Below are 23,306 nucleotides of genomic sequence, written 5' to 3' on the forward strand. Positions count from 1 at the left end.
GCCGCGATTGCCCTGGCGTCCCGCGGAGAGCGGAACGGCGTGATCGCGTCAGGTGCGAGGCACCAGGGTCAGCAGCGAAACCTCGGGCGGGCAGGCGAACCGGTAGGGCGCAAAGGGCGACATGCCAATCCCTGCCGAGACGTTCACGTAGCTCTCGTTCCCGCCAGCGTCGTAGGTGAACAGGCCACTGGCGTGCTCGCGGGGCAGATCGCAGTTGGTCACGAGCGCGCCACGCCCAGGGATGCACACCTGGCCGCCATGCGTGTGCCCGGCAAAGATCATCTCGACACCGTCAGCCGTCATGGCGTCCAGCAGGCGCAGGTAGGGCGCGTGGGTCACGCCGATCTCCACCGCGTCGGCAGAGGCGGGACCCGCGACGGCGCTGTAGTCGTCGCGCTCGTGGTGAGCATCCCCCGTGCCACGGAAGCGGAGCCGCTGACCGGCAATCTCCAATTCGGCCGTGCGCTCCTCCAGGTACACCCAGCCCAAGCCCTCCAAAGACTCGCGCAGCTCACCCGTGGGCATGGGCGGAGGGTCGGCCTTCGCGGCCCCGCCCGAGTGGCCGAACAGGTAGCGGACGGGCAGCTTGAACGTCGGCTGGTGGAAGTCATTCGAGCCGAACACGAACACCCCGGGGACGTCGCGGAGGCGTCCGAGCGATTCGATCAGCGGCTCAATGGCGTCCGGTGAGCTGATGCTGTCCCCGGTCGAGACCACCAGATCCGGCTCCAACCCAGCCAAGCCCCGCAGGAAGTCACGCTTGCGGCCCTGACGCGGCAGCAGGTGGGCATCCGAGAGATGCAGCACGCGGATGGGACGGGAGCCCTCCGGAAGCACGGGAACGTTGGCGCGCCGGACGCGGAACGCGGTGCGCTCGATCGCCACACCGTACGTCACGCAGGCGGCACCGACGGCTGCCACCGCACCGAAGGCGCGCAGCCAGCCTCGGGCGCTCACCGGTTGCCGTCACCTCCGCCACCCGCAGGAGGCGGAGCGACCGGCGGTGTCGCAGGCGCAGCCGGATCAGTCGCCGGGGCGGACGGATCGACCTTCGGGCCCGAGGAGACCATCAGCTTGATCGTGCTGAACTTCGGGGCCTCCGACTTCGGGGAGAGGCCGAGGAACGTGCCCGCCTTCTTCGCGTTCTCGACGCGGACGACCGACGTGCCGAAGCCCGCGTCCTGCAGGGCCGCCCGGCAATCGTTCAGGCTCATTCCCGAGCAACTGGGGACGCTGACCGTCTCGCCCACGGCCCGATCGGCGCCAGGCTTCACGAAGTCGGTCTTCTCCAAACCTGCCAGTGCCACCGACATGGCGGGCTTCCAGATCATGGCGCCCGCCTCGCCACCCGAACTGCCGCGCAGCGTCCGCTTGCCACCCTGAATCGGTGCGCCGACCAGGGACTTGCGCTTGGTCTTCTTGTCGACGGTAATCATCGCGGCGCCGGCCAACTGAGGCGTATAGCCCATCGTCCAGATCGTCGGAGCCCCCGTGTCGGTGCCCGTCTTGCCCGCGATGCTGTAACCGGGAATGTTGGCGGCCGACGCAGTGCCACCGTTGAACGGGCCACGGAGCACGTCGTTCACCGTGTCCGCGACGCCCTCGGGAATCACCTGCTGACAGTTGGCCGAGGGGACCTCGTAGCTCTTGCCGTCCTTGCTGACCGCAGACTTCAAGATGATCGGGTCGCAGCGCTTGCCCCGGGCCGCCAAGGTCGCGTACGCGTTCGCCAGCGAGATGGGGGACGCTTCCGCCGCACCTAGCGTGAAGGCGGGGTATTGAGCTTCGGCGAACGTCTTGCCGATCAGGTGGAGGCCGAGGGTTTCAGCCATCTGCGTAACATCGCACAGCCCGACGTCCTGCTCCAGTGAGACGAAGTAGTTGTTCACCGAGTACTTGGCTCCGGAGTACATGTCGAACTCGCCGCCACCGCCCGCGTTGGTTACCCCCCACGGCTTGTTGATGCGCACGCTGCCACTACAGGTGCGGAACGATTCGCCCTTCCAGTCCCTTTCCTTGGGGGCGTCGTAGCTTCGCGAGGTCGGGAAACCCTTGTTGATCGCCGCAGCAAGGGTGAACATCTTGAAGGTCGATCCGCCGAAGTAGCCCTCGGCGCCGCCGAGGTCACGCTCCATGGCGTAGTTGTAGAAGGTCTCGCCGGGGTTGTTGCCGATCTTGTCGCGGCTTTGGGCCACGCCCTTGATGAGGCCAGTGCCCGGTTCGATCATGGCCATGACGCCGATGACGGGATCGGTGCTGGAGATGTAGTTGGACACGGCGTCTTGAGCGGCGCGCTGCGTGCGCGGATCGATCTCCGTCTGGATAGTCAGACCGCCACGGTTCAACAGGCTGCGGCGGGTCTCGGTGTCCGGCCCCAGGCTGTCCATCTGCAGCAGTGTCTTCTCCACCACCGAGCACAGGTGGGGGAACTCGGCGGCCGCGCACCCGTGCGCCGGGGTCGTCACCTTGCTGCGGTCGAAGACTTCCGCGCGGGCGGCGTCGTACTGCTCTTGGGTGATGACCTTCTGCCCCAGCATGATGTCGAGCACGTTGTTGCGCCGCTCCATGGCGAGCTTCTCGTGGTTGATCGGATCCGTCGTCGCAGGGTTACGGACCAGGCCAGCGAGCATGGCCGCCTGACCCAGCGTCAGATCCTTCGCCGTGGTGCCGAAGTAGCGACGAGCGGCCGCCTCGACGCCATAGGCGCCAGCCCCGTAGTAAGAGAGGTTCAGGTAGCGCTCCAAGATGTCGTCTTTCGACATCTTGTCTTCCAAGGCGATGGCGTAGCGCAGTTCCAGCAGCTTGCGGGAGAACGTGCGGTCGTAGGCGGCGGCGAGCGCTTCCTTGTCGTTGTCGGCCACGGCCTTGTCGATGAGGGCGAGCTTCACGTACTGCTGTGTCAGCGTGGAGCCACCCTGCATGTTGCCGCTCGAGGTGCGCACCAGGGCGCGCAGCGTGCCGCGCAGGTCGATGGCGCCGTGCTCGTAGAAGCGGCGATCCTCCGTGGTCACCTGCGCCAGGCGCATCACCGGGGCGATGTCGGCCAGCGGCACATAGACGCGGTTCTCATCGTAGAAGTTGGTCAGCACCGAACCGTCGGCCATCAAGACCTTGGAGCCTTCCGCGGGGGGAGGGGTCTCGACCTCTTTGGGGATGGCTTGGATCGCCGTCGCCCCGGCCTTAGAAAACTCCGCCGCCACGCTCGCCGTGGGGACGGCGAGGCCTGCGACGAGGACGCCGCCCAGAACACTGACGGCGACAAACATCAAGGCCGAATAGAGCTTGCGACCCATGGTTGGTGCACCCATATCACCCAGAGTACGGGACGCACCTGAGAATTCTCGGGGGGTGGACGCCGAGGCGGGACGCGTCCTCGGGCGGGGCGGACGGCGTCCGCGCTGAGAACTGGTCAGACCAGTGTCCCGAACGGCGTATCCTAGGGAGCGAGATGAGATGTTAGCGCCTGCTTCACCATGCAACATTCGTTGGCAAAGTTGCAGCGCGACGTTATCATTCCGTGATGCCGGCGCGGGTCATCCGGACGGCAACGACAGCCACGTCAGGGAGGTGGGCGATGACGCTCAGCAGGACGGAAGACTGGACGCTGCAGGCGAAATGCCGAGGCATGCAGGACAAGCTGTTCCCCGAAGGGGTCGATCAGAAGCGTGCGCGCCTGGTCTGCATGGGTTGCCCTGTCCGGTCACAGTGTCTGGCCGAGGCTCTGGACAACCGCATCGAGTGGGGTGTGTGGGGCGGCATGACTGAGCGCGAGCGTCGCCAGCTCCTGCGTCAGCGCACCGACATCCGTTCGTGGCAGACCGTGTTGTGCGGTCCCGGCAAGATCCTCTGACCCTTCCTCGTCGGCCTCATCATCTAGGGTGAGGTCATGACCACGTGGGAGTACGCCACCGCACCAGTCCTGGTGCACGCGACCAAGCAGATTCTGGATTCCTGGGGCGCTGACGGGTGGGAGCTCGTCACCATCATCCCCGGCCCTAACCCGCAGAACCTGGTCGCCTACTTCAAGCGCCCGATCGCCGCTCCTGCCTCATGAGCACCCCGAGCGCCCGGCTCGCCCAGTTGGGTTTGAGCCTGCCCCCCGTCGCCACGCCGCTGGCCGCCTACGTTCCGGCGATCGTGAGCAGCGGGCACGTCTATACCTCCGGGCAGCTTCCCTCCGTTGCCGGTGAACTGACCTACGTCGGCAAGGTCGGCGCAGAGGTCACCCCCGAACAGGGAGCGGAAGCGGCCCGCACCGCCATGCTGAACGCTCTCGCCGCCGCCGCCTCCCTCGTCGGTGGTCTCGACCAGATCGGCCGCATCGTCAAGGTCACCGTCTTCGTGGCCAGCGCGCCCACCTTCACCGGCCAGCCCGCCGTCGCCAACGGCGCCAGCGAACTCGTCGCGGAGCTGTTTGGGGACGCGGGTCGTCACGTCCGCAGCGCCGTCGGGGTGAGCGTCCTTCCGTTGGACGCCCCGGTCGAAGTGGAGTTGACGATCGAGCCTGCCGGGGTTGCCTGGTAGTGGAGCAACCGGCGGCGGTCTATGCGGCATTGGGGGAGATGTACCCCCATGCCCACTGCGAGCTCGACTTCAGCACGCCGCTGGAATTGCTCGTGGCAACGGTCTTGTCGGCGCAATCCACGGATCGCCGAGTCAACACGGTCACGCCGCAGCTGTTCGCTCGCTACCCCGACGCCGCCGCCTATGCGAGTGCTGACCTGACCGACCTCGAAGCGATCATCCGCCCCACCGGGTTCTTTCGCGCCAAGGCAGGGCACCTCGTCGGCATCGGCCAAGGCCTCGTGGAGCGGTTCGACGGGGTAGTGCCCGCCAGCCTGGAGGATCTCGTCACGTTGCCCGGCGTGGGGCGCAAGACAGCCAACGTCGTCTTGGGGGACGCGTTTGGAGTACCGGGCATCACCCCCGACACTCACCTGATCCGGGTGTCGAACCGTCTTGGCTGGGTCTCCTCGACGAAGCCGGACGTGGTGGAGGCGGCCGTCGGCGCACTGTTCCCGCCGCAGCAGTGGGTCTCCCTCAACCATCGCATCATCTGGCATGGGCGGCGACGCTGCCATGCCCGACGCCCTGCGTGCGGGGCCTGCGCCCTAGCGCCCCTGTGCCCCAGCTTCGGGGAGGGGCCCACCGACCCTGAGATCGCGGCCACGTTGATCAAGGAGCCGCGGGCATGAGCCCGCGCGGTCGATCCGCGCTGATCGCAGCCGCGCTCGGGCTCGCGCTCCTCGCCGGGTGCGCGTCCCCCCAGGACGACACCCCCGCGCCCAGCGTGGCGGTGGACGCTGCGCTCGTCACCCAGCGCGAGCAGGCGGGGATCGAGGACTGCCCCCTCACCCCGGCGTCGGCAGAGCCCGTCCCGGGCGGCCTGCCCGACCTGCTGCTCGGCTGCCTGGGGTCCGGTCGCCAGGTCAACCTCGCGGGGCTGCGGGGTTCACCGATGGTCATCAACTTCTGGGCCCAATGGTGCGGCCCCTGCCGCGCGGAAGCGCCGTCGTTGGCCCAGTTCGCTCAGCGCGCCCACGGGAAGGTCGCCGTCCTCGGCGTCGACTACTCCGACCCGGACCCGTCGCTGGCCCTGGCCTTCGCGCAGCAGTCGGGATGGACCTACCCGCACGTCACCGACCCGCTGCGGCAAACCGCCGGGCCGATCCGGTTCACCGGGATCCCCGTCACGATCTTCGTCGACGCGCAGGGCCGCATCGTCTACCGCACCATTGGGGCGGTCGCGTCCGTCGATCAACTCGTCGAGGCCACCCACACCTACCTCGGAGTGGATCTGTGACCGCGCGGGCGGCGTGCCTGGACCGGCTCGTCACCGCCCTCGCCGAACCGGGCGGCGGGGCGCGGGTCGTGCGCGGGCGTCCGGCCCGGCACGGACGCAAAGCCGCCGTGCTCATCTGCTTCTTCGGTGCCGCCGATGCCGCCCCCGCTGACCTGCGGCTGATCCTGATCGAGAAGTCAGCCCACCTGCGGCACCACGCGGGGCAATGCGCGTTCCCGGGTGGTGGCGTTGAGCCCACCGACGCGTCCAGTGAGGATGCGGCCTTCCGGGAGGCCCGCGAAGAAGTAGGGCTGCATCCTGAGACGGTGGAACTCCTCGGCGTCCTGCCCGCCGCCCACGTGGCCGCCGCTGGGTACGACGTCACCCCCGTCGTCGGGTGGTGGCATGAGCAGCATCCGCTGGAGATCGTGGACACCGTCGAGGTGGCGGCGATCCACGAGATCCGGGTGGGTGACCTGGTCGACCCCGCCAACCGGCTGACGTGGCGGTTGCCGATGGGGCACCGCGGTCCCGGCTTCACGATCGGTGAGTTGTTCATCTGGGGGTTCACCGCGGCCCTCCTCGATGGCTTGATCGAGTTGGCCGGGTGGCAGCAGCCCTGGGATGAGCGCCGCACCGAACTGGTGCCGGAACGCTTCTGGCACCGCGCTTAGCGCGCCGGTACCGGGTGCAACGCGACCTGAGTTGCTTTGATGGCGGCGACGACGGGGTCGCCTTCGGTGAGGCCGAGATCGCGCACCGCCGCCGGGGTGACGTCGGCGTGGATGCGTTGCCCCGCGACGAGGAGACTCACGCGCTGAACCATGCCCCGATCCTCGATGGCGGACACGACGGCCCGCAACGCGGTGCGCGGGCTGCCGTGGGGTGGCGTGGTGAACAAGCTCACGGCGTCCGGCGCAAACACGGCGCGCGCCCCACCCTCGGGTAACGGCGCCTCGCTCAACCCGCTGATGAGGGACCCGTCCGACAAGGCGAGGGCCTGCGTGCCCTCGGCCCGGCCGGTCAGCAGGTTCAGCCCGACGAAGTCGGCGAGGAACGCCGACGACGGGCGGGCGACCATCTCCTCGACGCTGCCCTCGCTGGTGACGCGTCCGTGCTCCAGGGCGACGACACGCTCGGCCAGCACCATGACGTCGAGCGGGTCGTGGGTCGCGATGAGCGTAGTGATCCCGCGGAGGCGTCCGCGTACCAGGTGGCGCAGCGCCGGGGTCGCCGTGGCGTCGAGCGCCGCGAATGGTTCATCGAGCAACACGACGTCGGGGTCGCAGGCCAGCGACCGGGCCAGCGCGACGCGTTGAGCCTGACCACCCGACAAGGTGCCGACAGGGCGGGTCTCGAACCCGGCCAGCCCGACCGCGGCCAGTTCGCTGGCGGCGCGGCGGCGTGCGTCCTGCCGGGACGCACCCCAGCAGCGGGGGCCGTAGGCGACGTTGTCGAGGACGTTGAGATGAGGGAAGAGGAGCGCGCGCTGTTCGAGGTAGCCGATCTTCCGCCGATGAGGCGGGACGAACGTGTGAGGCCCGGCGAGGGTGGTGGGGCCGAGCGTGATCGCGCCCGACTCCGGGCGCAGCGCTCCGGCGAGAAGGTGGATCGTGGTCGATTTCCCCGCCCCGTTGGGCCCGATGAGGGCGACGACATCCCCGGCGGCCACGTCGAACCGCACGTGGACGTCGCGCGCGGCGACCCGCGCGTCCACCGTGAGGGGCTCACTCATGGCGCCCCCGTGACTGGACGTGTAGCGCGAACCACACGACGAGGCTGGCGACACCGAGCAGCACGACGGCCAGCGCCAAGGCCAGGTCGGAGTCTGATTCGCGCAAGAGGTAGATCTCCAACGGAAGGGTGCGCGTGACGCCTTGCAGCGAGCCCGCGAACGTCAAGGTGGCCCCGAACTCGCCTAAAGCGCGGGCGAACGACAGGGCCGTCCCCGAGGCAAGCGCCGGGGCCGCCATGGGGAGCGTCACGGTGAACAGCGTGCGGCTGGGGCTGGCGCCCAGATAGCTCGCCGCGCGCTCGTAGTCCTGCCCGGCCGATCGCAGGGCGCCCTCGAGCGACACCACGAGGAAAGGCAGCGCCACGAACACCTGAGCGATGACGACGGCGGCGGTCGAGAAGCCCAGGTCGATGCCCCACGCGGCCAGGTACTGCCCCACCAGCCCCCGGCGGCCCAGCGTGGTCAGCAAGGCGAGCCCGGCGACGACCGGCGGCAGGACCATGGGGACCGTGACCAGCGTGCGCCCGAGCGTCGCCCACCGGCCACGGGTGCGCGCCAAGACCAGGGCTGTCGGGACGCCCAGGAGCACGACGATCAGGGTGGCCAGGGCGCAGGTGCCCAGGCTGAGCCGCAGAGCGTCCAAGGATCGCTGCGAGGCCAGGAGCTGCGGGAGCGCGGGCCAGTCGGCGCGGGCCACGAGCCCCAGAAGGGGCAACCCGAGGACGGCCGCCGTCAGGCCGAGCGGCAGGACCGCCCACCGGGGATAGCCCAACGTGGTCGTCACTTCGGCGGACCGAAGCCTGCCGCCTTGAGCGTGGCTTGGCCCTCGCCCATCACCGTGGCGATGAAGGACGCGGCGCCAGCTTTGTTCGGGGCACCCGCGACGACACCGATCCAATACGTGTTGGGGTCCGTCTTGGCGCTGGCGATCTCGAAGACCGTAACCTTTGCTCCCGCGGTGGCGGCGTCGGTCGCGTAGACGAGCCCGGCGTCGGCCTCGCCGGAACTGACCTTGCCGAGCACGTCGGTCACCTTCGTCTCCTCCGAGACGGGACGCAGGCTCAGCCCGTTCGCTTGGGCCGCCTTGGTAGCGGCTGCCCCGCACGGTACTTCCGCGGCGCACACGACAAGCTTGGTCCCGGTCAAGGAGGCGTCGAACCCGGTGACGTGGGCGGGATTGTCGGCGGGCGTGATGAGCACGAGAGCGTTGGTGGCGAACATCGTGGGGGTGCCGTCGATGAGGCCCGCCTCGACGGCCTTGTCCATGTTCTTCTTGTCGGCTGATGCGAAGACGTCGGCCCGTGCCCCGCCCTTCAACTGGTCCACCAGGCCGGAGGAGCCGTCGAAGGAGTACTGCGCGGGCGCAATGGTCGGAAACACGGTGGACAACGATGCGGCGGCGAAGACGACGGGTCGCGCGGGCGGCGTCGCGGTGGGGGAGGGGGTGCTGGGCTGGGCGCAGGCCGTCAGCAGGGCCACGGCGGCGAGAGCGGCGAGACGTTTCATGGCTGGCTCCGTTCCAGGGTCACGTTGGTGGCCTTGATGACGCCGGTGGCGATGACGCCCGGCTCGAGGCCCAGTTCCTTGACCGCTTCGGTCGAGACGAGCGACACGATCCGGTAGCGCCCGCATTGGAGTTCGACCTGGCTCATGACCGTGTCGGACACGACCCGGGTGACCAAGCCTGTGAGGTGGTTGCGAGCCGACCTGGTGCCTGCGCCCGGATCGAGCTGATCGAGGGCGTCGTCGGCCAACTCCTGAGCCAGCGCCGCGAGTTCGGCTCCGTCCACGGCGTGCCTGCCCGCGGTGTCGGTGACCTGCGTGAGTCGTCCGGCGTCCACCCAGCGCCGCACGGTGTCATCGCTGACACCCAGCAGGCTCGCGGCGGCCGAGATACGTATCTGCGTCATAAATCCACATTATCAGTATCAAATGCGGATGTGTGCCCTGGCTCGGGCATCCACCGGCGCTAGTGTGGCCACCATGCCCTACCGCGCCGCCGTCATCACCTGCTCCGACCGTGCCGCCGCCGACCTCTACGAGGACCGCTCCGGGCCGGTGCTGCGCGACGGGCTGGCCGATCTCGGCTTCGATGTCGCTGCACCGACGATCCTCCCCGACGACGCCGAACGCATCGCCACGGCGATCCTGGACGCAGTGGCTGCGGGGGCCCGCGTCGTCCTCACCACCGGCGGCACCGGGGTGAGCCCCCGCGATGTGACGGTCGAGGCAACGCGTCCGCTGCTCAGCTACGAGGTGCCCGGTATCGCCGAGGCCGTCCGGGCGACGGGGGCGGTCAAGACACCCCTATCCAGCCTGTCGCGCGGGCTAGCCGGGGTGATCGAGCACGAGGGGACGCGCAGTTTCGTGTTCAATGCGCCCGGCTCGCGCGGTGGCGCCCGGGACGCCCTCGCGGTACTGGCGCCGCTCCTGGTGCACATCGTGGAACAACTCGACGGGGCCGACCACGACCTGCACCGCCCGCCGTCGGCGTAGCGGCGTCAGCGCGGCTCGCGCCGCCAATCACCGGAGCGGCCTCCCGACTTCGCCGTGATCCGCGCCGAGGTGATCTCGGCGGAACGATCCACGCCCTTGACCATGTCGACGACCGCGAGCGCGGCGACCGTCACCGCCGTGAGCGCCTCCATCTCGACGCCGGTGCGATCGGCCGTCCTGACCTCGGCGCGCAGTGCGACCCCCGCCTCGACGATGTCCACGTCCACGACGACGCCGTGGACGCCGATGACGTGAGCCAGGGGCAGCAGGTCGGGCACCTTCTTCGCCGCCGCGATCCCGGCCACACGCGCCACCGCGAGCACGTCACCCTTAGGGACGGTGCCCTCACGCAGCGCCGTCACCACGTCGGCCGAACACGAGACCACAGCCTCGGCCGTCGCGCTGCGTACCGTCGGCTGCTTGGCGGTGACGTCAACCATGCGGGCATGGCCCCGCGCGTCCAGATGCGTGAACTCCATGCCTCTACCTCACCAGGTGAACGTCGAGAACATCACCCGGCGCGACGCGTTCGACGTCGGCGGGGACGAAGGCCAGCGCCTCAGCAGCATGCAGCGAGGCGATCAGGTGCGAACCCGAACCCAGCCGGTGCGCGGGCCGGACGCCGTCCGGCGTGATGACGACGGGCATGAACTGCGCTCGGCCCGGCGGCGTGCGCCAGCCGTCGGCGACCGCGATCCGCAGCGTTGGCGGTTCCGAGAATGCCCCCTGGCAGGCATCCAGGAACGGACGCACAAACACCCACGCCGACACGAAAGCGCCCACCGGGTTGCCCGGGAGCGCCACCAGCGTGTGCTCGCGGCCCGCGGCATCCCGGATGCGGCCGCTGGCCTGGGGCTTGCCCGGTTGCATAGCGACCCGCACGAACTCGATCGAGCCCTCGACCGCCTGCCGTACCACCTCGAACGCGCCCACCGACACGCCACCGGAGGTCACGATGACCTCGGCGTCTGCCGCGTCGACCAACGCCTGCCGAAAGTCGGCCAGGTCGTCGGAGACCGCGCGCGCACACACCACCTGGCCGCCGAACTGCTCCACCAGGCCAGCCAGCAAAACCGAGTTCGAGTCGGGGATCTGCCCATAGCCCAGCGGGGCGCCTGCAGGGAGCAGTTCGCTCCCGGTTGCCAGCACGGCCACCGTCGGACGCCGATGCAGGCGCACGCGGGCGTGCCCCACCGCGGCCGCCGCGGCGGCGGAGGCAGGCGTCCAGCGCTGGCCACGCGGCACGACGACGGCGCCCACGGCCACGTCCTCGGCTGCGCGGCGCACATGAGCACCAACGGCGACCGGGGGGACCCGCACCGCATCCGGAAGCGGCACATCGCCGGGGCTCTGGTCGGTGTCCTCGACGGGCACCACGGCGTCCGCGCCGGGAGGCAACGGGGCCCCCGTCATGATCCGGGCCGCCTGCCCCGCCCCGATTAGCGGGGCCAGCCGGGTTCCGGCCGGAAGGTCGGCCACCACCGTCAGGTGGGCGCCCCCCAGCGTGTCGGCTGAGCGCACCGCGAACCCATCCATGGCGGAATTGTCGAACGGGGGAACGGCGCAGTGAGCCACCATGTCTTCGGCCACGACGCGGCCAAAACCCGACCCGATGGCGCACTCCTCGACGGGGGGCAGGCTGGCCAAGGCCAGGACTCGCGCGCGATACTCCTCGACGCTCAGCATCCTTTACTCCTGCTCCGACGGGCGGATGCGCGGCCGGGCGGCGCGCAGCGGCAGCACCGACCAGCGTCCGCGCGCGGCGTCCAGCACCATGACCCGACCCACGAGCGGCTCCCCGAACCCCGCCAGGATCTTGAGGGCTTCGGTGGCTTGCAGCGCGCCGATCTGGCCGACCATGGCCCCCAGGACGCCGACGTTCACCGCGCGCGGATAGTCCTGCGGCGACGGCTCGCTCGCGATCACGTCACGCAGAGTGAGCCGGATGCCGTCCGCGTCCGGGACGCCGAAAACCGAGCACTGGCCCTGCATGCCGACCGCGGAGGCCCACACGAGCGGGGCGTCCACCGCGGCGGCGGCGTCCGCGATCATGAACTTCGCATCGAAGGTGTCGGTGCAGTCCAGGACGAGGTCGTAGTGCGGGAACAACGCCTCGGCTCGCGCTCGGGTGAGGTAGGTGGTGTCGATCTCCACCTGGACATCCGGGTTGAGCAGGCCGAGCCGTTCAGCCGCCGACTCCGCCTTGTTGCGGCCCAGGTCGGTGTGGAGAACCTGCCGCTGCATGTTCGTCAGCTCGACGGCGTCCCCGTCGATGATGCCGATGCGTCCGACACCCGCCGCAGCGAGGTAGGGCAGGGCCGCCGACCCCAGGCCCCCGGCGCCGATGACCAGCACCGAGGACCCCAGCAGGCGTTCTTGGCCTTCGACCCCGATGCCGGCGACGTCGATGTTGCGCTGGTAGCGCTGCACCTGTGCCGGGGTCAGGGGCATTGGGACCACTCGTGGCTGCCGTCGGTGAAGAACTGCTTCTTCCAGATCGGCAGTTCCTTCTTCACGCGCTCGACGAGGTCACTGGCCGCCTCGAAGCCTTCGCGGCGATGCGACGTCGCCACGGCCACGAACAGCGCCACCCCGCCGATATCCAGGTGACCCACGCGATGCTGGGCCACCACGGCGTGCACGCCTTCGCGTGCGTTGATGTCGGCGACGATCTGCTTCAGCAGCGCGTCCGCCTGGGGATGCCCGACGTACTCAATGCCGGTCACCGCAGCACCGTGGTCATGGTTGCGGACCACGCCCGCGAACGTCACCACGGCCCCCGCACGATCATCGCCGACCGCCTCACGCAGGGCGTCGGTCTCGATGGGGGACGCGGTGACCCCGCTTGGCTCGTGCATGTCGTTCACGGTAGCGGTCAGCTCTTCATCGGGGCGCCCGGGCGCGCGTAGCGCCACCAGGTGATGCCCACGCACATGACCGCGTAGGCGACGCCGATCCAGTAGAAGGGCACGGCGCCGAACGTGGTCAGCCCGATGCCGAACAGGAACGGCCCGAACGCGGCGATGGCGGCCGTCCAGCCGATCACGCCGCCGGCCTGGCGCGGCTGGAAGATCATCGGCATCTGCTTGAACGTGGACGCGTTGCCGATGCCGGAGAACAGGAAGATGGCCAGCATGCCCCACAGGAACTGGTTGAACCCCGCGGTCAGCGTGGCCGCCGAGGTGGTGTCGGGGGTCAGGCCGCCGATGGTGTACCAGATCGAGCCGATCAGGCCCAGGCCGGAGACCAGCGTCCAGATGGCGCCGCCCATCTTGTCGGTCAGCGGCGCGAACAGCACGCGCGCGCCGGCGCCGATGAGCGGGCCGAGGAAGACGTAGGCGGCGGCGTCCGGGATCGCGTAGCCCTCGACCAGCAGCTTGGCCGTCTGGCCGCTGCCCTCCACGATGGCGGAGTTGCCCGCCCCGTAGAGGTTGGTCAGCAGCAGGCCGAACTGCGCCGACAGGCCCGAGAAGGTGCCGAAGGTCATGATGTAGAGCAGCGTCATCCACCAGGTGTCCTGGTTGCGGAAGATGTCGAACTGCTGCTTGATGTTGGCCTTGATCGGCACTGACTTCAGCGCCACATAGGCCCAGATGGCCCCGGCGACGATGAACGGCAGGTAGACCAGCGCCGAGTTCTGGTACCAGACGACGATCGGGGCCTTCCCGGGGATCGCCATGTGCTGCGAGCCGAGGAAGCCGAACATCGAAAAGCCGATCAGCCACGGCGTCAGCAACTGCACCAACGAGACGCCGAAGTTGCCGATACCCGCCTGGATGCCGAGCACGGTCCCTTGCAGACGCCGCGGGAAGAAGTAGGACGTGGAGGGCATGAACCCGGAGAACGCGCCCCCGCCGATGCCAGACAGGAAGGCCAAGCCCATCAGACGCCAGTACGGCACGTCCGGGTTGGTGACCTCAAAGCCCCACCCGAGCACCGGAAGGATGAGCAGCACGGTGGTGAGCGTCACCATCTTCCGCGTGCCGATCTTGGGGGGCAGGACCATCCAGACCAGGCGCAGCAGGCCACCGGACAGCCCGGGCATGGCCGCCAACCAGTAGAGCTGCTCTTTGGTGAAGGCGAAGCCGAGCGCGTTCAGCTTGGGAACGATGGCGCTGGGAAGGAACCAGGCCACGAAGCACAGCGTCAGCGTGAACGTCGTCACCGCCAGGGTGTTCCAGGCGAGCTTCTTGTCCCACGTGGCTTCGTTCTCGGGATCCCAGGAGACAAGCCAGTCTCCCTTGGTCTCATGGGTCATGCTCACGATACGGCCTCCAATTCAGGTTCGATGAGGCTGGCCGTGGATGGTGTGGCCCGCGTCATCATGCGGTGGATAGTGACGTGCATCCACGCGGCGCACAGCGCCACCAGGATGAAGATCACGAAGAATGTCGAGGTGGGGAACCCGCTGGCCGCCTTGGTGTAGGCGAACAGCGGCGGCAGGAAGAAACCGCCGAGCCCGCCGAACATGCCGACGAGGCCACCGACGGAACCCACGTGATCGGGGAAGTACTCGGGAATGTGCTTGTAGACGGCGGCCTTGCCGATGCCCATGGCGCAGCCCAGGAAGAACACGAGCGCCACGAACCAGGGCAACTCCAGGTGGAAGGGCAGATGCTCGGTGGTGGTGCCGTCAGCGTGAGCGATGACGAGGTGCCCGTTGGGCATCATCAAGATGCCGCTGGTGAGAAGCATCACCGCGAAGGTCACGTACATGACCGAGCGTGCGCCGATGCGGTCACTCAGCCAGCCGCCCAGGGGGCGCAGCAGCGAGGCCGGAAAGATGAAGGTGGCGGTGAGCAGGCCAGCCGTCGCCAGGTCGACGTGGAAGTTGTCGACGTAGTACTTCGGCAGCCACGCCGACAAGGCGACATAGGTGCCGAACACGGCCACGTAGTACAGGCTGAAGCGCCAGACCCGGACCTGCTTGAGTGGCTGCAGCGTCTCGGCGAGGGGCTTGCTCGCCCCCGGGGCCCGGTCGACGCGGGGCACGATGATCCAGGTCGCGACGCCGACGATGACCAACAGCACGGCATACAGGACGGGGATCAGCCGCCACCCGCCTTGGATCCCGAGGATGAACGTGCTGCCCGCGGTGGCGGCGATCAGGCCCGGACCAATCAGCTTCGTCACCGACGCACCAACGTTGCCTGCGCCGAAGACGCCCAGCGCGAGGCCTTGGCGCTCCTTGCCGAACCAGGCGGAGTTCCAGGCGACACCCGCACTGAACAGGTTCCCGGCGAACCCCACCAGGAACGCGAGGACCAGCAGCCACAGGTAGCTGTTGGCGAAACTCACCAGGAAGGCGGGGATGGCGGTGGCGAACAGCAGGATCAGCGTGACGGTGCGACCGCCGATGCGGTCAGCGAGGATGCCCGCGGGCAGACGCCACATCGAGCCGTTCAAGACGGCGACCGCGGAGATCCAGCTCAACTCCACATCACTGAGCCCGAACTCTTGCTGGATCGGCACCCCGAGGATGCCGAACATCAGCCAGACCGCGAACATCAGCGTGAACGCGATGGTGGACATCACCAGGACGCGTCCGGCGCCCTTGGCGGTGGTGTGGTCGGGTCCGACCACGATCAGGGGGGTCGACATGTGCGGCCTTCTGCAGACGTGAATGGGCGAGTGGTCAGCGCGGGGGCTTTTGGTTGTCCAAGGTTCCGACCGGATCCCAGCCGCGGCCACGTCGGGTCGCGGACTGTCGGGTGTCCTCATCGCGGGAGCGGTACACGATGTAGGGGCGGAACAGGTAGTGCAGGGGTGCAGTGAAGGCGTGCACCAGGCGCGTGAACGGGATCATCGCGATGAGCGCGAGCGCGATCAGGATGTGCGCCTGAAACTGCCAGGTGGCGTGCCCCATGGCCTCAACGTCGGGCTGCAGCGTGAACAGCGAACGGAACCAGACCGACACCGTTTCGCGGTAGTTGTGCTCTTGCCCGGTCGGGGTCCGATCGCCGGTCAGGGTCGCCACCATGCCCAGGCCGACCGCCAAGGCGAGCGCCACGTACATGATCTTGTCGTTGGTGGTGGTCGCCCGGAACACGGCCGTTTGGGTGCGGCGTCGATAGATCAGCAGCCCCAGGCCGACGACCAGCGCGATCCCGGCCAAGCCGCCGCCCCAGAATGCCCCCAGGTGGTAGGCGTGCTGATCCAGGCCGATCGAGTCGGTGAATGCCTTCGGGATCAGCAGCCCCACGACGTGCCCGAGGAACACGGCGAGCAACGCGAAGTGGAACAGCGGGGACGCGATGCGCAGCAGCGTGGATTCGTACAACTGCGAGGAGCGCGTCGTCCAGCCGAACTGGTCGTAGCGGTAGCGCCACACCAGACCCCCGACGAGGATCAGCGCGGCAACATAGGGCAGGACGCTCCACAGGAAGATGCTCATCGTCGGTCTCCTTGCTCGGTGCCGGTCGCCATCGACGCCGGGCAGGCCGGAGAGGGCGTCGACGTCAGGAACCCGTCGAGGCCGACGAGTTCGCTCGGGGGGTTGTCGTGAAGGTGCTGCACCTCGGCGCGTGTCCGCGGCGACGGGCCGCCGAGGGTGTCGCAGAGGGCGGCGAGGACGCCCGCCTGGGGCAGGCGATCGCCTTCGAGCCCTAGACGCAGGAGTTCCAAGGAGGCCCGATAGGTGTTCAGCAGGGCGACGCCGACGGCGGGGGCACCGTTGGCGGCGAACTCCAGCACCATGGGCAGGTAGTCGGGCAGTTCCCCGTTGAGGTCCACCACCAGACCCGAATCCCGATAGGTCTGCTTGACGGCCGCGAGAACCTCCCCGCGCCGACGCGTGTCGCCATCGGTCCAATAGGTCAGATGCAGCGCGTGGCGACGGCTCAGATCGAACTCCTGCACATGCCAGCTCTGTGCCTCCATCAACGGCATCGACCGCAGGTGGGCGAACGTGGGCGCGAATCGGTCGAACGCGGACGCCTCGATCAGGGCCTCCTCGACGAGGGGTAGGCGCGCCATGACGTCCTCGTCGGGGTAGGACAACACGACGGCGGCGGCCGCATAGATCACGCGGTCACGTTTGGCGGGCGGGGTCGGAAGCATCATCCTCGTTCCGCCTGTTCGCGTCGGGCCTTCGCCGCAGCAAAGGACTCCACCGCCACCGGGACGACCCGGCCTGAGGACTCCCCGAAGGGGGCTTGGGCGCTCGGGTCGTCGTCGAAGTTGACCGAACACCCCATCTCTTCGAGGTTGTGGGCCTGCTCCTTGTGCGCGGTCGGGATGACGTAGCGGTCGTTGTACTTCGCGATCGCCAAGAGCCGGTACATCTGTTCCATCGCCTCGCCGGTCATCCCGACGGCGGTGGGGAGTTCTTCTTGGCGGGGACGCCCCAGCGTGACATCGCGCATGTAGGAGCGCATCGCCGCCAGCTTCTGCAGTACCGAACGGACCACCTCGACGTCGCCCGCGGTGAACAACTCCGCCAGTTATTCCAGGGGAATGCGCAGGGCGTCGATGGCGCCGAACAGGTTTCCGCCCGCCTCGGCGTCGTGCCCCTGCTCCTTCAGCAGATCCACGACGGGGGACAGCGGTGGGATGTACCAGACCATCGGCATGGTGCGGTACTCGGGATGCAGCGGCAGCGCCACCTTGAAGTGCTTGATCAAGGCGTACACCGGGGAGATCGCGGCGGCCTCCAACCAATCGTTCGGGATCCCGGAGCGCCGGGCGTCCGCGATCACCTCGGGATCGGTCGGATCCAACATCAGGTCGAGTTGGGCCTTGTACAGGTCCTTGTCGTCGGCGAGGGCCGCCTGCGTCACCTTGTCGGGGTCGTACAAGATGATGCCGAGGTAGCGCAGCCGCCCGACGCACGTCTCCGAGCAGACCGTGGGGATGCCCTCCTCGATGCGCGGGTAGCAGAAGTGGCACTTCTCGGCCTTCCCCGTGCGGTGGTTGAAGTAGACCTTCTTGTACGGGCAACCGGTGATGCACTGGCGCCAGCCACGGCACTTGTCCTGGTCGACCAGCACGATGCCGTCCTCGGCGCGCTTGTAGATCGCTCCCGAGGGGCACGACGCCACACACGAGGGGTTCAGGCAGTGCTCGCAGATGCGCGGGACGAAGAACATGAAGCTCTTCTCGTACTCCAGCTTGATCTGCTGGTTGGCTTCCTCGCGGAGCTTGCGCAGGATCGGATCCCCCGCCTCGGTCGCGGCGACACCACCCAGCGCGTCGTCCCAGTTCGCCGACGCGGAGATGGCCATGTCCTCGCCGGTGACCAGCGACTTGGGGCGCGCGACCGGGAAGTCGTCGCCCAGCGGGGCCGAGATCAGGTTCTCGTAGTCGTAGGTCCAGGGCTCGTAGTAGTCGTCCAGGCCCGGCTGCACGGGGGAGGCGAAGATGCTGAGCAGCTTCTTGAACCGGCCACCGGAGCGCAGCTTGAGCCGCCCGCTCTTGGTGCGGACCCAACCGCCCTGCCACTTCTCCTGATCCTCGTAGGTGCGGGGATACCCCTGGCCAGGACGGGTTTCGACGTTGTTGAACCACACGTATTCGGTGCCTGCCCGGTTCGTCCACGCCTGCTTGCAGGTGACCGAGCAGGTGTGACAGCCGATGCACTTGTCCAGGTTCATCACCATGGCCACCTGAGCCATGACGCGACGCTGCTTCGCCATCAGTACTGCACCTCCTGGGAGCGGCGGCGCACCGTGGAGACGATGTCTCGCTGGACGCCGGTGGGGCCGATGTAGTTGAAGGCGTACGCCTGGTGCGCGTACCCCCCGATCAGGTGGGTCGGTTTGAGCAGGATGCGTGTCACGGAGTTGTGGATGCCGCCCCGCTTCCCGGTCGCTTCCGACTTGGGCACGTCGATGGTCCGCTCCTGTGCGTGCTGGACGTAGCAGATGCCGTCCGGCAGCTTGGAGGTGACGACGGCGCGCGCCACGAACACCCCGTTGGCGTTCGTGAGTTCGATCCAGTCGTTGTCGCTGACCCCGATGGAGGCGGCGTCCGCGACGCTCAGCCAGGCCTGAGGGCCTCCACGCCCCAACGAGAGCATGAACAGGTTGTCTTGATACTCGGAGTGGATCGACCACTTGTTGTGCACTGTCAGGTAGCGCACGGTGATCGCCTTCTCGCCGGCGGGGCCCAGATCGGGTTCGCCGTACGCCTTCGCCATGTCGAGCGGAGGCCGGTAGGTCGGCAACTGTTCCCCGGCGTCGATCATCCAGTCGTGGTCGAGGAAGAAGTGCATGCGACCCGACAGGGTGTGCCAGGGCTTGAGCCGTTCCACGTTGATGGTGAACGCCGAGTAGCGGCGTCCGCCCTTCTCCGAGCCGGACCACTCCGGTGAGGTGATCACGGGCTGGGGAGCCTGCTGCGTCTGAGCGAAGCTGATCACCTTCTCCTCCGAGCCCTCGGCCAGGTCCACCAGGGGGCGTCCGGTCTTCTTCTCCAGATCGTGGAAGCCCTGGGTGGCGAGTTCGCCGTTGGTGGTCCCCGAGAACAGAAGGATCGCCTCGGCCAGCCGCTTGTCGGTGTCGATCGCCGGGCGTCCGGCAGCCGCGCCCGTCGGGAACACGCCATGCAAGGACGCCAGCTTGGAGACCGCGTGCTTGACGTCATAGGTGATGTTCTTCACCGTGAAGCCGAGCTTGTCCGCGAGCGGGCCGACCGTGCCGAGCTTGTCGGCGATGGCGGTGTAGTCCCGCTCCACGACCGTCAGCACCGGCATGTTCTGACCGGGGACGGCTGGAATGTCGCTGTCCTTCCAGTCCCGCACGACGCCACCGGGCTGCTTGATCTCCCCAGGCGTGTCGTGCTGGAGCGCGACCGCCACCAGATCGGAGCGGGTGTCGAGGCGTCCCTTCGCCATGGCGGAGAGCCGCAGGGCCAACTCGGTGAACAACTCGTAGTCGGTCTTGGCCTCCCACGGCGGATCGATGGCCGGGGAGAACGCGTGGACGAACGGGTGCATGTCCGTGCTGGACAGGTCGTGCTTCTCGTACCAGGTCGCGGCAGGGAACACGATGTCGGACAGCAGCGTCGAACTCGTCATGCGGAAGTCCGCCGTCATCAACAAGTCGAGCTTGCCTTCTGGCGCCTCGTCGTGCCACGCCACATCCTGGGGACGCTCATCGGCGCCGTAGTTGTTCGGCATGAGGTTGCTGTCGGTCCCCAGCAGGTGCTTGAGGAAGTATTCGCTGCCCTTAGCGGAGGACCCGAACAGGTTCGAGCGCCACAAGATCATCGTCCGCGGCCAGTTCTGCGGGGCGTCGACATCCTCGATCGAACTCTTGAGCGCGCCGCTCTTCAACCGGCCCGCGACGTAGCCCGCGACCGATTCCGCCTCACCCCGCGCCACCGCAGCCTTCGCCTCATCGGCCAGATCGAGCGGGTTGACGTCGAACTGCGGGTAGAACGGCATCCAACCCAGGCGGTTGGACTGCGCGAGCGCGTCGGCGGTGTGCATCCCGTCCAGTGCGCCCGTGGACAACGGCGAGGTGACCCGGTCGGAGGAGAACCCGTCGGTGCGCCACTGGTCGGTGTGCATGTACCAGTAGGCCGTCCCGATCATGGTGCGCGGCGGACGCTGCCAGTCCGTCGCATTGGCCATGTTGAACCAGCCCGTCATCGGACGGCACTTCTCCTGGCCGACGTAGTGGGCCCAGCCGCCGCCGTTCTTCCCGATGCAGCCGGTCATCATGAGCAACGCGATGATGGCGCGGTAGGTGACGTCCGCGTGGAACCAGTGGCAGATACCCGCGCCGATGATGATCATGCTGCGGCCCTGGGACTCCACGGAGTTCGCCGCGAACTCACGTGCCGTGCGGATGCACGCCTCGGCGGGGACGGACGTGATCTCGGCCTGCCAGGCCGGGGTGTAGGGCGAGAGGACGTCGTCGTAGTCGCGAGCCCACGTGCCCGGCAGGCCGTCGCGTCCGACGCCGTACTGCGCCAGCATCAGGTCGAAGACCGTCGTGACGAGGGTGTTCCCGATCCGGCGGGCGGGCACCCCGCGGCGGATGATCGACCCTTCCCCGCGGGGATCCTCGAAGCAGGGCAGCGCCACCTCGACGCCGTCGGCGTCGGGGTCACCGAAGAAGGTCAGGGCGGGCTCGATGCTGCCCAGGTCGAGGTTCCATTGGCCCTCGCCGTCGTCGGCGTAGCGGAAGCCCATCGAACCGTTGGGGACGGCGGGCACGCCGGTCGCCTTGTCCCACATGACCGTCTTGAAGGCGGCATCGGTGAGGCTGGCGTGCTCGGGAAGGTCGGCGGCCGTGACGAACTTGCCTGCGGTGAGGCCGTGGCCGTCGGGGTGGTCGACCAACGTGATCAGCATGCCCAGATCGGTGTACTGCTTCACGTAGGAGTCGAAGTAGTCGACGGTCGCGTCGACGAAGTTCTCCTTCAAGATGACGTGCCCCATCGCCATGGCCAAGGCGGCATCGGTGCCTGCCTGGGCGGGCAGCCACTCGTCGGCGAACTTCACGTTGTCGGCGTAGTCGGGGCTGACCGTGACGACCTTGGTGCCGCGGTAGCGCACCTCGGCCATCCAGTGGGCGTCCGGGGTCCGGGTGAGCGGGACGTTGGATCCCCACATCATCAGGTAGGTGGCGTCCCACCAGTCGCCCGATTCGGGAACGTCGGTCTGGTCGCCGAAGACCTGCGGGCTGGCCACGGGAAGGTCGGCATACCAGTCGTAGAAGCTGGTCATCGCGCCGCCGATGAGGTGCGTGAAGCGGGTCCCGATCGCGTGGCTGACCATGCTCATGGCGGGGATGGGAGAGAACGACACGCACCGGTCAGGCCCGTAGTTCTGGATGGTGTTGACGTAGCTCGCCGCGGAGATCTCCAGCGCCTCGTCCCACGAGATGCGGATGAGTCCGCCCTTGCCGCGCGCCTGTTGGTAGCGGCGTCGCTTGACCGGGTCGGTGCTGACCTCGCGGAACGCCAGGACGGGATCGCCCAGGCGCTGCTTGGCTTCGCGGTACATCTCCAGCAAGACGGCCCGCCCATACGGGTAGCGGACGCGTGTGGGGGAGTAGGTGTACCAGGAGAAGGAGGCGCCGCGCGGGCAGCCGCGAGGTTCGTACTCGGGACGGTCAGGCCCGGTGGTGGGGTAGTCGGTCTGCTGCGACTCCCAGGTGATGATGCCGTCCTTGACGTACACCTTCCAGGAGCACGATCCCGTGCAGTTGACGCCGTGAGTGGACCGGACGACCTTGTCGTGGCTCCAGCGGTCACGGTAGAAGACGTCGCCGGCGCGGCCTCCCTGGCGGAAGACGGCGCGATCGTCTGCGGTGGTGTCCCAGCGTGTGAAGTACTTCCCCAGCTTCAGCAGGGCGTCCGACGCCGGCCCGTCGAGCCTCGAACTCTGTTCCATGGCGGACAGTTTTACACAAAGTTCTGAAATAAATGCTGTGCGGCGGGACGCTGCGCCTCGGTTGTCGCGACGGGGGGAAGGGGGTTCGCGTCAGCGGAGAAAGGGGGCTCCTAGATCCGCATCTGCGGATCGATAGCCCCAGATATTTTCGCAACTTCGGGAGTATCTAAATCGAGGGTCGCGAACGCTGGGGCGGGGAGTAGCGTCACGTCCAGAGGGCGCATCAGGCGCCGCACCGACGAGTCCCGCACCGTGTCCAAGGCCGCGATGGCGCGCCGCACCGAAGCGGCGAAGTAGCGGCCCGCGAGGTATTGCGGCCAGCCCTCGGCGTCGAGAAGCGCCACCCCGTCGCCGCGAAGGCGCGTGGGGGAGAGCAACGCGACCGCCGCGTCCGGGTGCGCCAAATCACCCGCCAGAATCATCACCTCGTCCGCGGTTGGCGCTGCGGCAAGGGCCGCGGCCAAGCCTGCGACCGGGCCGCCGAACGGAGGATCCTCGCGCCGAAACGTCACACGGGCATCGGACACCCAGGCATCTGGTTCATCCCCGGCGACGATCGCGCGAGACGCCCAGGTCAGCCCGGCGCTGATGCAGCGTTCGAGAAGGGTGCGCCCCTCCAGGCGGAGGGCAAGCTTGTCCACGCCCATGCGTGAGGAGCGCCCGCCACCCACGACGACGACGACCCTCTCCACGGGTCTACCCGCCCGCGAACGGAGGCAGCACGTCCACCTGCGCGACGCCGGTCAGGACGGCGTCTGGATCGTCTTGGCGGACGCCGTCGGCCAGCAGCGAACTCACCCGCAACACCTCCGCCAGGCGGGCGTTGTCCTGCCCCAGACGCGCGAGCAGGCCGGACACTGTCAACGCGGCGACGTCCACCTCGACCTCGTCAACCCCGGCGGCCTCCGCCGCGCCCGCAAAGTACCTGATCTGTGCCATGCCTCTCCCCT

General features: G+C 68.3%; 24 protein-coding genes and 1 pseudogene. 7 read left to right on the forward strand and 18 right to left on the reverse strand.

Going from position 1 to position 23,306, the window contains the following annotated elements:
* Positions 1-48 precede the first annotated feature (48 nt).
* Positions 49-957, reverse strand: coding sequence for a metallophosphoesterase (locus C1706_RS02785; protein WP_129457697.1), 909 nt, complete (start codon positions 955-957; stop codon positions 49-51).
* Positions 954-3,308, reverse strand: a complete 2,355-nt coding sequence (locus C1706_RS02790) for a transglycosylase domain-containing protein (protein ID WP_164987400.1) — start codon at positions 3,306-3,308, stop codon at positions 954-956. The genes C1706_RS02785 and C1706_RS02790 overlap by 4 nt, the downstream gene beginning before the upstream one ends.
* A 266-nt stretch (positions 3,309-3,574) precedes the next feature.
* Between C1706_RS02790 and C1706_RS02795 the strand changes: the two genes are divergently transcribed.
* The 6 genes from C1706_RS02795 to C1706_RS02820 are packed head-to-tail and all read left to right on the forward strand — an operon-like array spanning position 3,575 to position 6,456.
* Entirely contained in the window at positions 3,575-3,850 is a 276-nt protein-coding gene (locus C1706_RS02795; protein WP_129457699.1) for a WhiB family transcriptional regulator, read from the forward strand.
* A 36-nt stretch (positions 3,851-3,886) separates the two neighbouring features.
* Positions 3,887-4,054 carry a Sp36 family protein gene (gene sp36 / locus C1706_RS02800; protein ID WP_129457700.1) on the forward strand — a complete coding sequence of 56 codons (168 nt, stop codon included), beginning with the start codon at positions 3,887-3,889 and terminating at the stop codon, positions 4,052-4,054.
* On the forward strand, positions 4,051-4,524 hold the full coding sequence (locus tag C1706_RS02805; protein ID WP_129457701.1) for a RidA family protein: 474 nt from the start codon (positions 4,051-4,053) through the stop codon (positions 4,522-4,524). Before sp36 ends, C1706_RS02805 begins: the two co-directional genes overlap by 4 nt.
* Positions 4,518-5,195: an endonuclease III gene (gene nth, locus C1706_RS02810; RefSeq protein ID WP_431830685.1), complete on the forward strand. Its 678-nt coding sequence runs from the start codon at positions 4,518-4,520 to the stop codon at positions 5,193-5,195. The genes C1706_RS02805 and nth overlap by 7 nt, the downstream gene beginning before the upstream one ends.
* On the forward strand, positions 5,192-5,803 hold the full coding sequence (locus C1706_RS02815; RefSeq protein WP_129457702.1) for a TlpA family protein disulfide reductase: 612 nt from the start codon (positions 5,192-5,194) through the stop codon (positions 5,801-5,803). The genes nth and C1706_RS02815 overlap by 4 nt, the downstream gene beginning before the upstream one ends.
* Positions 5,800-6,456, forward strand: coding sequence for an NUDIX hydrolase (locus C1706_RS02820; protein WP_129457703.1), 657 nt, complete (start codon positions 5,800-5,802; stop codon positions 6,454-6,456). Before C1706_RS02815 ends, C1706_RS02820 begins: the two co-directional genes overlap by 4 nt.
* On the opposite strand, the gene C1706_RS02825 is transcribed toward C1706_RS02820, so the two are convergent.
* From C1706_RS02825 to C1706_RS02840, 4 genes are read right to left on the reverse strand one after another with little or no spacing between them, the layout of a single operon-like run.
* Positions 6,453-7,517 (reverse strand): ABC transporter ATP-binding protein, encoded by a 1,065-nt coding sequence (locus C1706_RS02825; RefSeq protein WP_129457704.1) that lies wholly within the window; start codon positions 7,515-7,517, stop codon positions 6,453-6,455. The genes C1706_RS02820 and C1706_RS02825 overlap by 4 nt on opposite strands.
* Positions 7,510-8,301: an ABC transporter permease gene (locus tag C1706_RS02830; protein ID WP_206660943.1), complete on the reverse strand. Its 792-nt coding sequence runs from the start codon at positions 8,299-8,301 to the stop codon at positions 7,510-7,512. The genes C1706_RS02825 and C1706_RS02830 overlap by 8 nt, the downstream gene beginning before the upstream one ends.
* Positions 8,298-9,023, reverse strand: coding sequence for a molybdate ABC transporter substrate-binding protein (gene modA, locus C1706_RS02835; RefSeq protein ID WP_129457705.1), 726 nt, complete (start codon positions 9,021-9,023; stop codon positions 8,298-8,300). The genes C1706_RS02830 and modA overlap by 4 nt, the downstream gene beginning before the upstream one ends.
* Entirely contained in the window at positions 9,020-9,427 is a 408-nt protein-coding gene (locus tag C1706_RS02840; RefSeq protein WP_129457706.1) for a TOBE domain-containing protein, read from the reverse strand. The genes modA and C1706_RS02840 overlap by 4 nt, the downstream gene beginning before the upstream one ends.
* A 73-nt stretch (positions 9,428-9,500) precedes the next feature.
* Between C1706_RS02840 and C1706_RS02845 the strand changes: the two genes are divergently transcribed.
* The gene (locus C1706_RS02845; protein WP_129457707.1) at positions 9,501-10,013 is read left to right on the forward strand and encodes a MogA/MoaB family molybdenum cofactor biosynthesis protein; all 513 of its coding nucleotides are present in this window, start codon (positions 9,501-9,503) and stop codon (positions 10,011-10,013) included.
* A gap of 5 nt (positions 10,014-10,018) precedes the next feature.
* On the opposite strand, the gene moaC is transcribed toward C1706_RS02845, so the two are convergent.
* The 12 genes and pseudogenes from moaC to C1706_RS02905 form a co-directional block, all read right to left on the reverse strand.
* Positions 10,019-10,492, reverse strand: a complete 474-nt coding sequence (gene moaC, locus C1706_RS02850) for a cyclic pyranopterin monophosphate synthase MoaC (RefSeq protein WP_129457708.1) — start codon at positions 10,490-10,492, stop codon at positions 10,019-10,021.
* Positions 10,493-10,496: 4 nt separating this feature from the next.
* Positions 10,497-11,699 (reverse strand): molybdopterin molybdotransferase MoeA, encoded by a 1,203-nt coding sequence (locus tag C1706_RS02855; protein ID WP_129457709.1) that lies wholly within the window; start codon positions 11,697-11,699, stop codon positions 10,497-10,499.
* Positions 11,700-11,702: 3 nt separating this feature from the next.
* A complete protein-coding gene (locus C1706_RS02860; RefSeq protein ID WP_129457710.1) occupies positions 11,703-12,464 on the reverse strand; it encodes a HesA/MoeB/ThiF family protein in 762 nt (253 codons plus the stop codon).
* A complete protein-coding gene (locus tag C1706_RS02865; RefSeq protein ID WP_129457711.1) occupies positions 12,455-12,871 on the reverse strand; it encodes a molybdenum cofactor biosynthesis protein MoaE in 417 nt (138 codons plus the stop codon). The genes C1706_RS02860 and C1706_RS02865 overlap by 10 nt, the downstream gene beginning before the upstream one ends.
* A 17-nt stretch (positions 12,872-12,888) precedes the next feature.
* Entirely contained in the window at positions 12,889-14,271 is a 1,383-nt protein-coding gene (locus C1706_RS02870; RefSeq protein ID WP_129458062.1) for an MFS transporter, read from the reverse strand.
* Between the two features lie 2 nt (positions 14,272-14,273).
* Complete coding sequence (locus C1706_RS02875; protein WP_129457712.1) at positions 14,274-15,614, reverse strand: MFS transporter; 1,341 nt, start codon at positions 15,612-15,614, stop codon at positions 14,274-14,276.
* Positions 15,615-15,648: 34 nt separating this feature from the next.
* Positions 15,649-16,407, reverse strand: coding sequence for a respiratory nitrate reductase subunit gamma (gene narI, locus C1706_RS02880; RefSeq protein WP_129457713.1), 759 nt, complete (start codon positions 16,405-16,407; stop codon positions 15,649-15,651).
* Positions 16,404-17,075: a nitrate reductase molybdenum cofactor assembly chaperone gene (narJ, locus tag C1706_RS02885; RefSeq protein WP_206660944.1), complete on the reverse strand. Its 672-nt coding sequence runs from the start codon at positions 17,073-17,075 to the stop codon at positions 16,404-16,406. Before narJ ends, narI begins: the two co-directional genes overlap by 4 nt.
* Positions 17,072-18,646 (reverse strand): annotated as a pseudogene (narH, locus tag C1706_RS02890) (nitrate reductase subunit beta). The gene narJ and the pseudogene narH overlap by 4 nt, the downstream one beginning before the upstream one ends.
* The gene (locus C1706_RS02895; RefSeq protein ID WP_206660971.1) at positions 18,646-22,365 is read right to left on the reverse strand and encodes a nitrate reductase subunit alpha; all 3,720 of its coding nucleotides are present in this window, start codon (positions 22,363-22,365) and stop codon (positions 18,646-18,648) included. Before C1706_RS02895 ends, narH begins: the two are co-directional and overlap by 1 nt.
* A 101-nt stretch (positions 22,366-22,466) precedes the next feature.
* Positions 22,467-23,048, reverse strand: a complete 582-nt coding sequence (mobA, locus tag C1706_RS02900) for a molybdenum cofactor guanylyltransferase (RefSeq protein ID WP_129457715.1) — start codon at positions 23,046-23,048, stop codon at positions 22,467-22,469.
* A 4-nt stretch (positions 23,049-23,052) separates the two neighbouring features.
* Positions 23,053-23,295 (reverse strand): MoaD/ThiS family protein, encoded by a 243-nt coding sequence (locus C1706_RS02905; protein ID WP_129457716.1) that lies wholly within the window; start codon positions 23,293-23,295, stop codon positions 23,053-23,055.
* Positions 23,296-23,306: the final 11 nt, after the last annotated feature.

The sequence above is a fragment of the Propioniciclava flava genome (assembly GCF_004126535.1).
Taxonomy (GTDB): Bacteria; Actinomycetota; Actinomycetes; order Propionibacteriales; family Propionibacteriaceae; genus Propioniciclava; species Propioniciclava flava.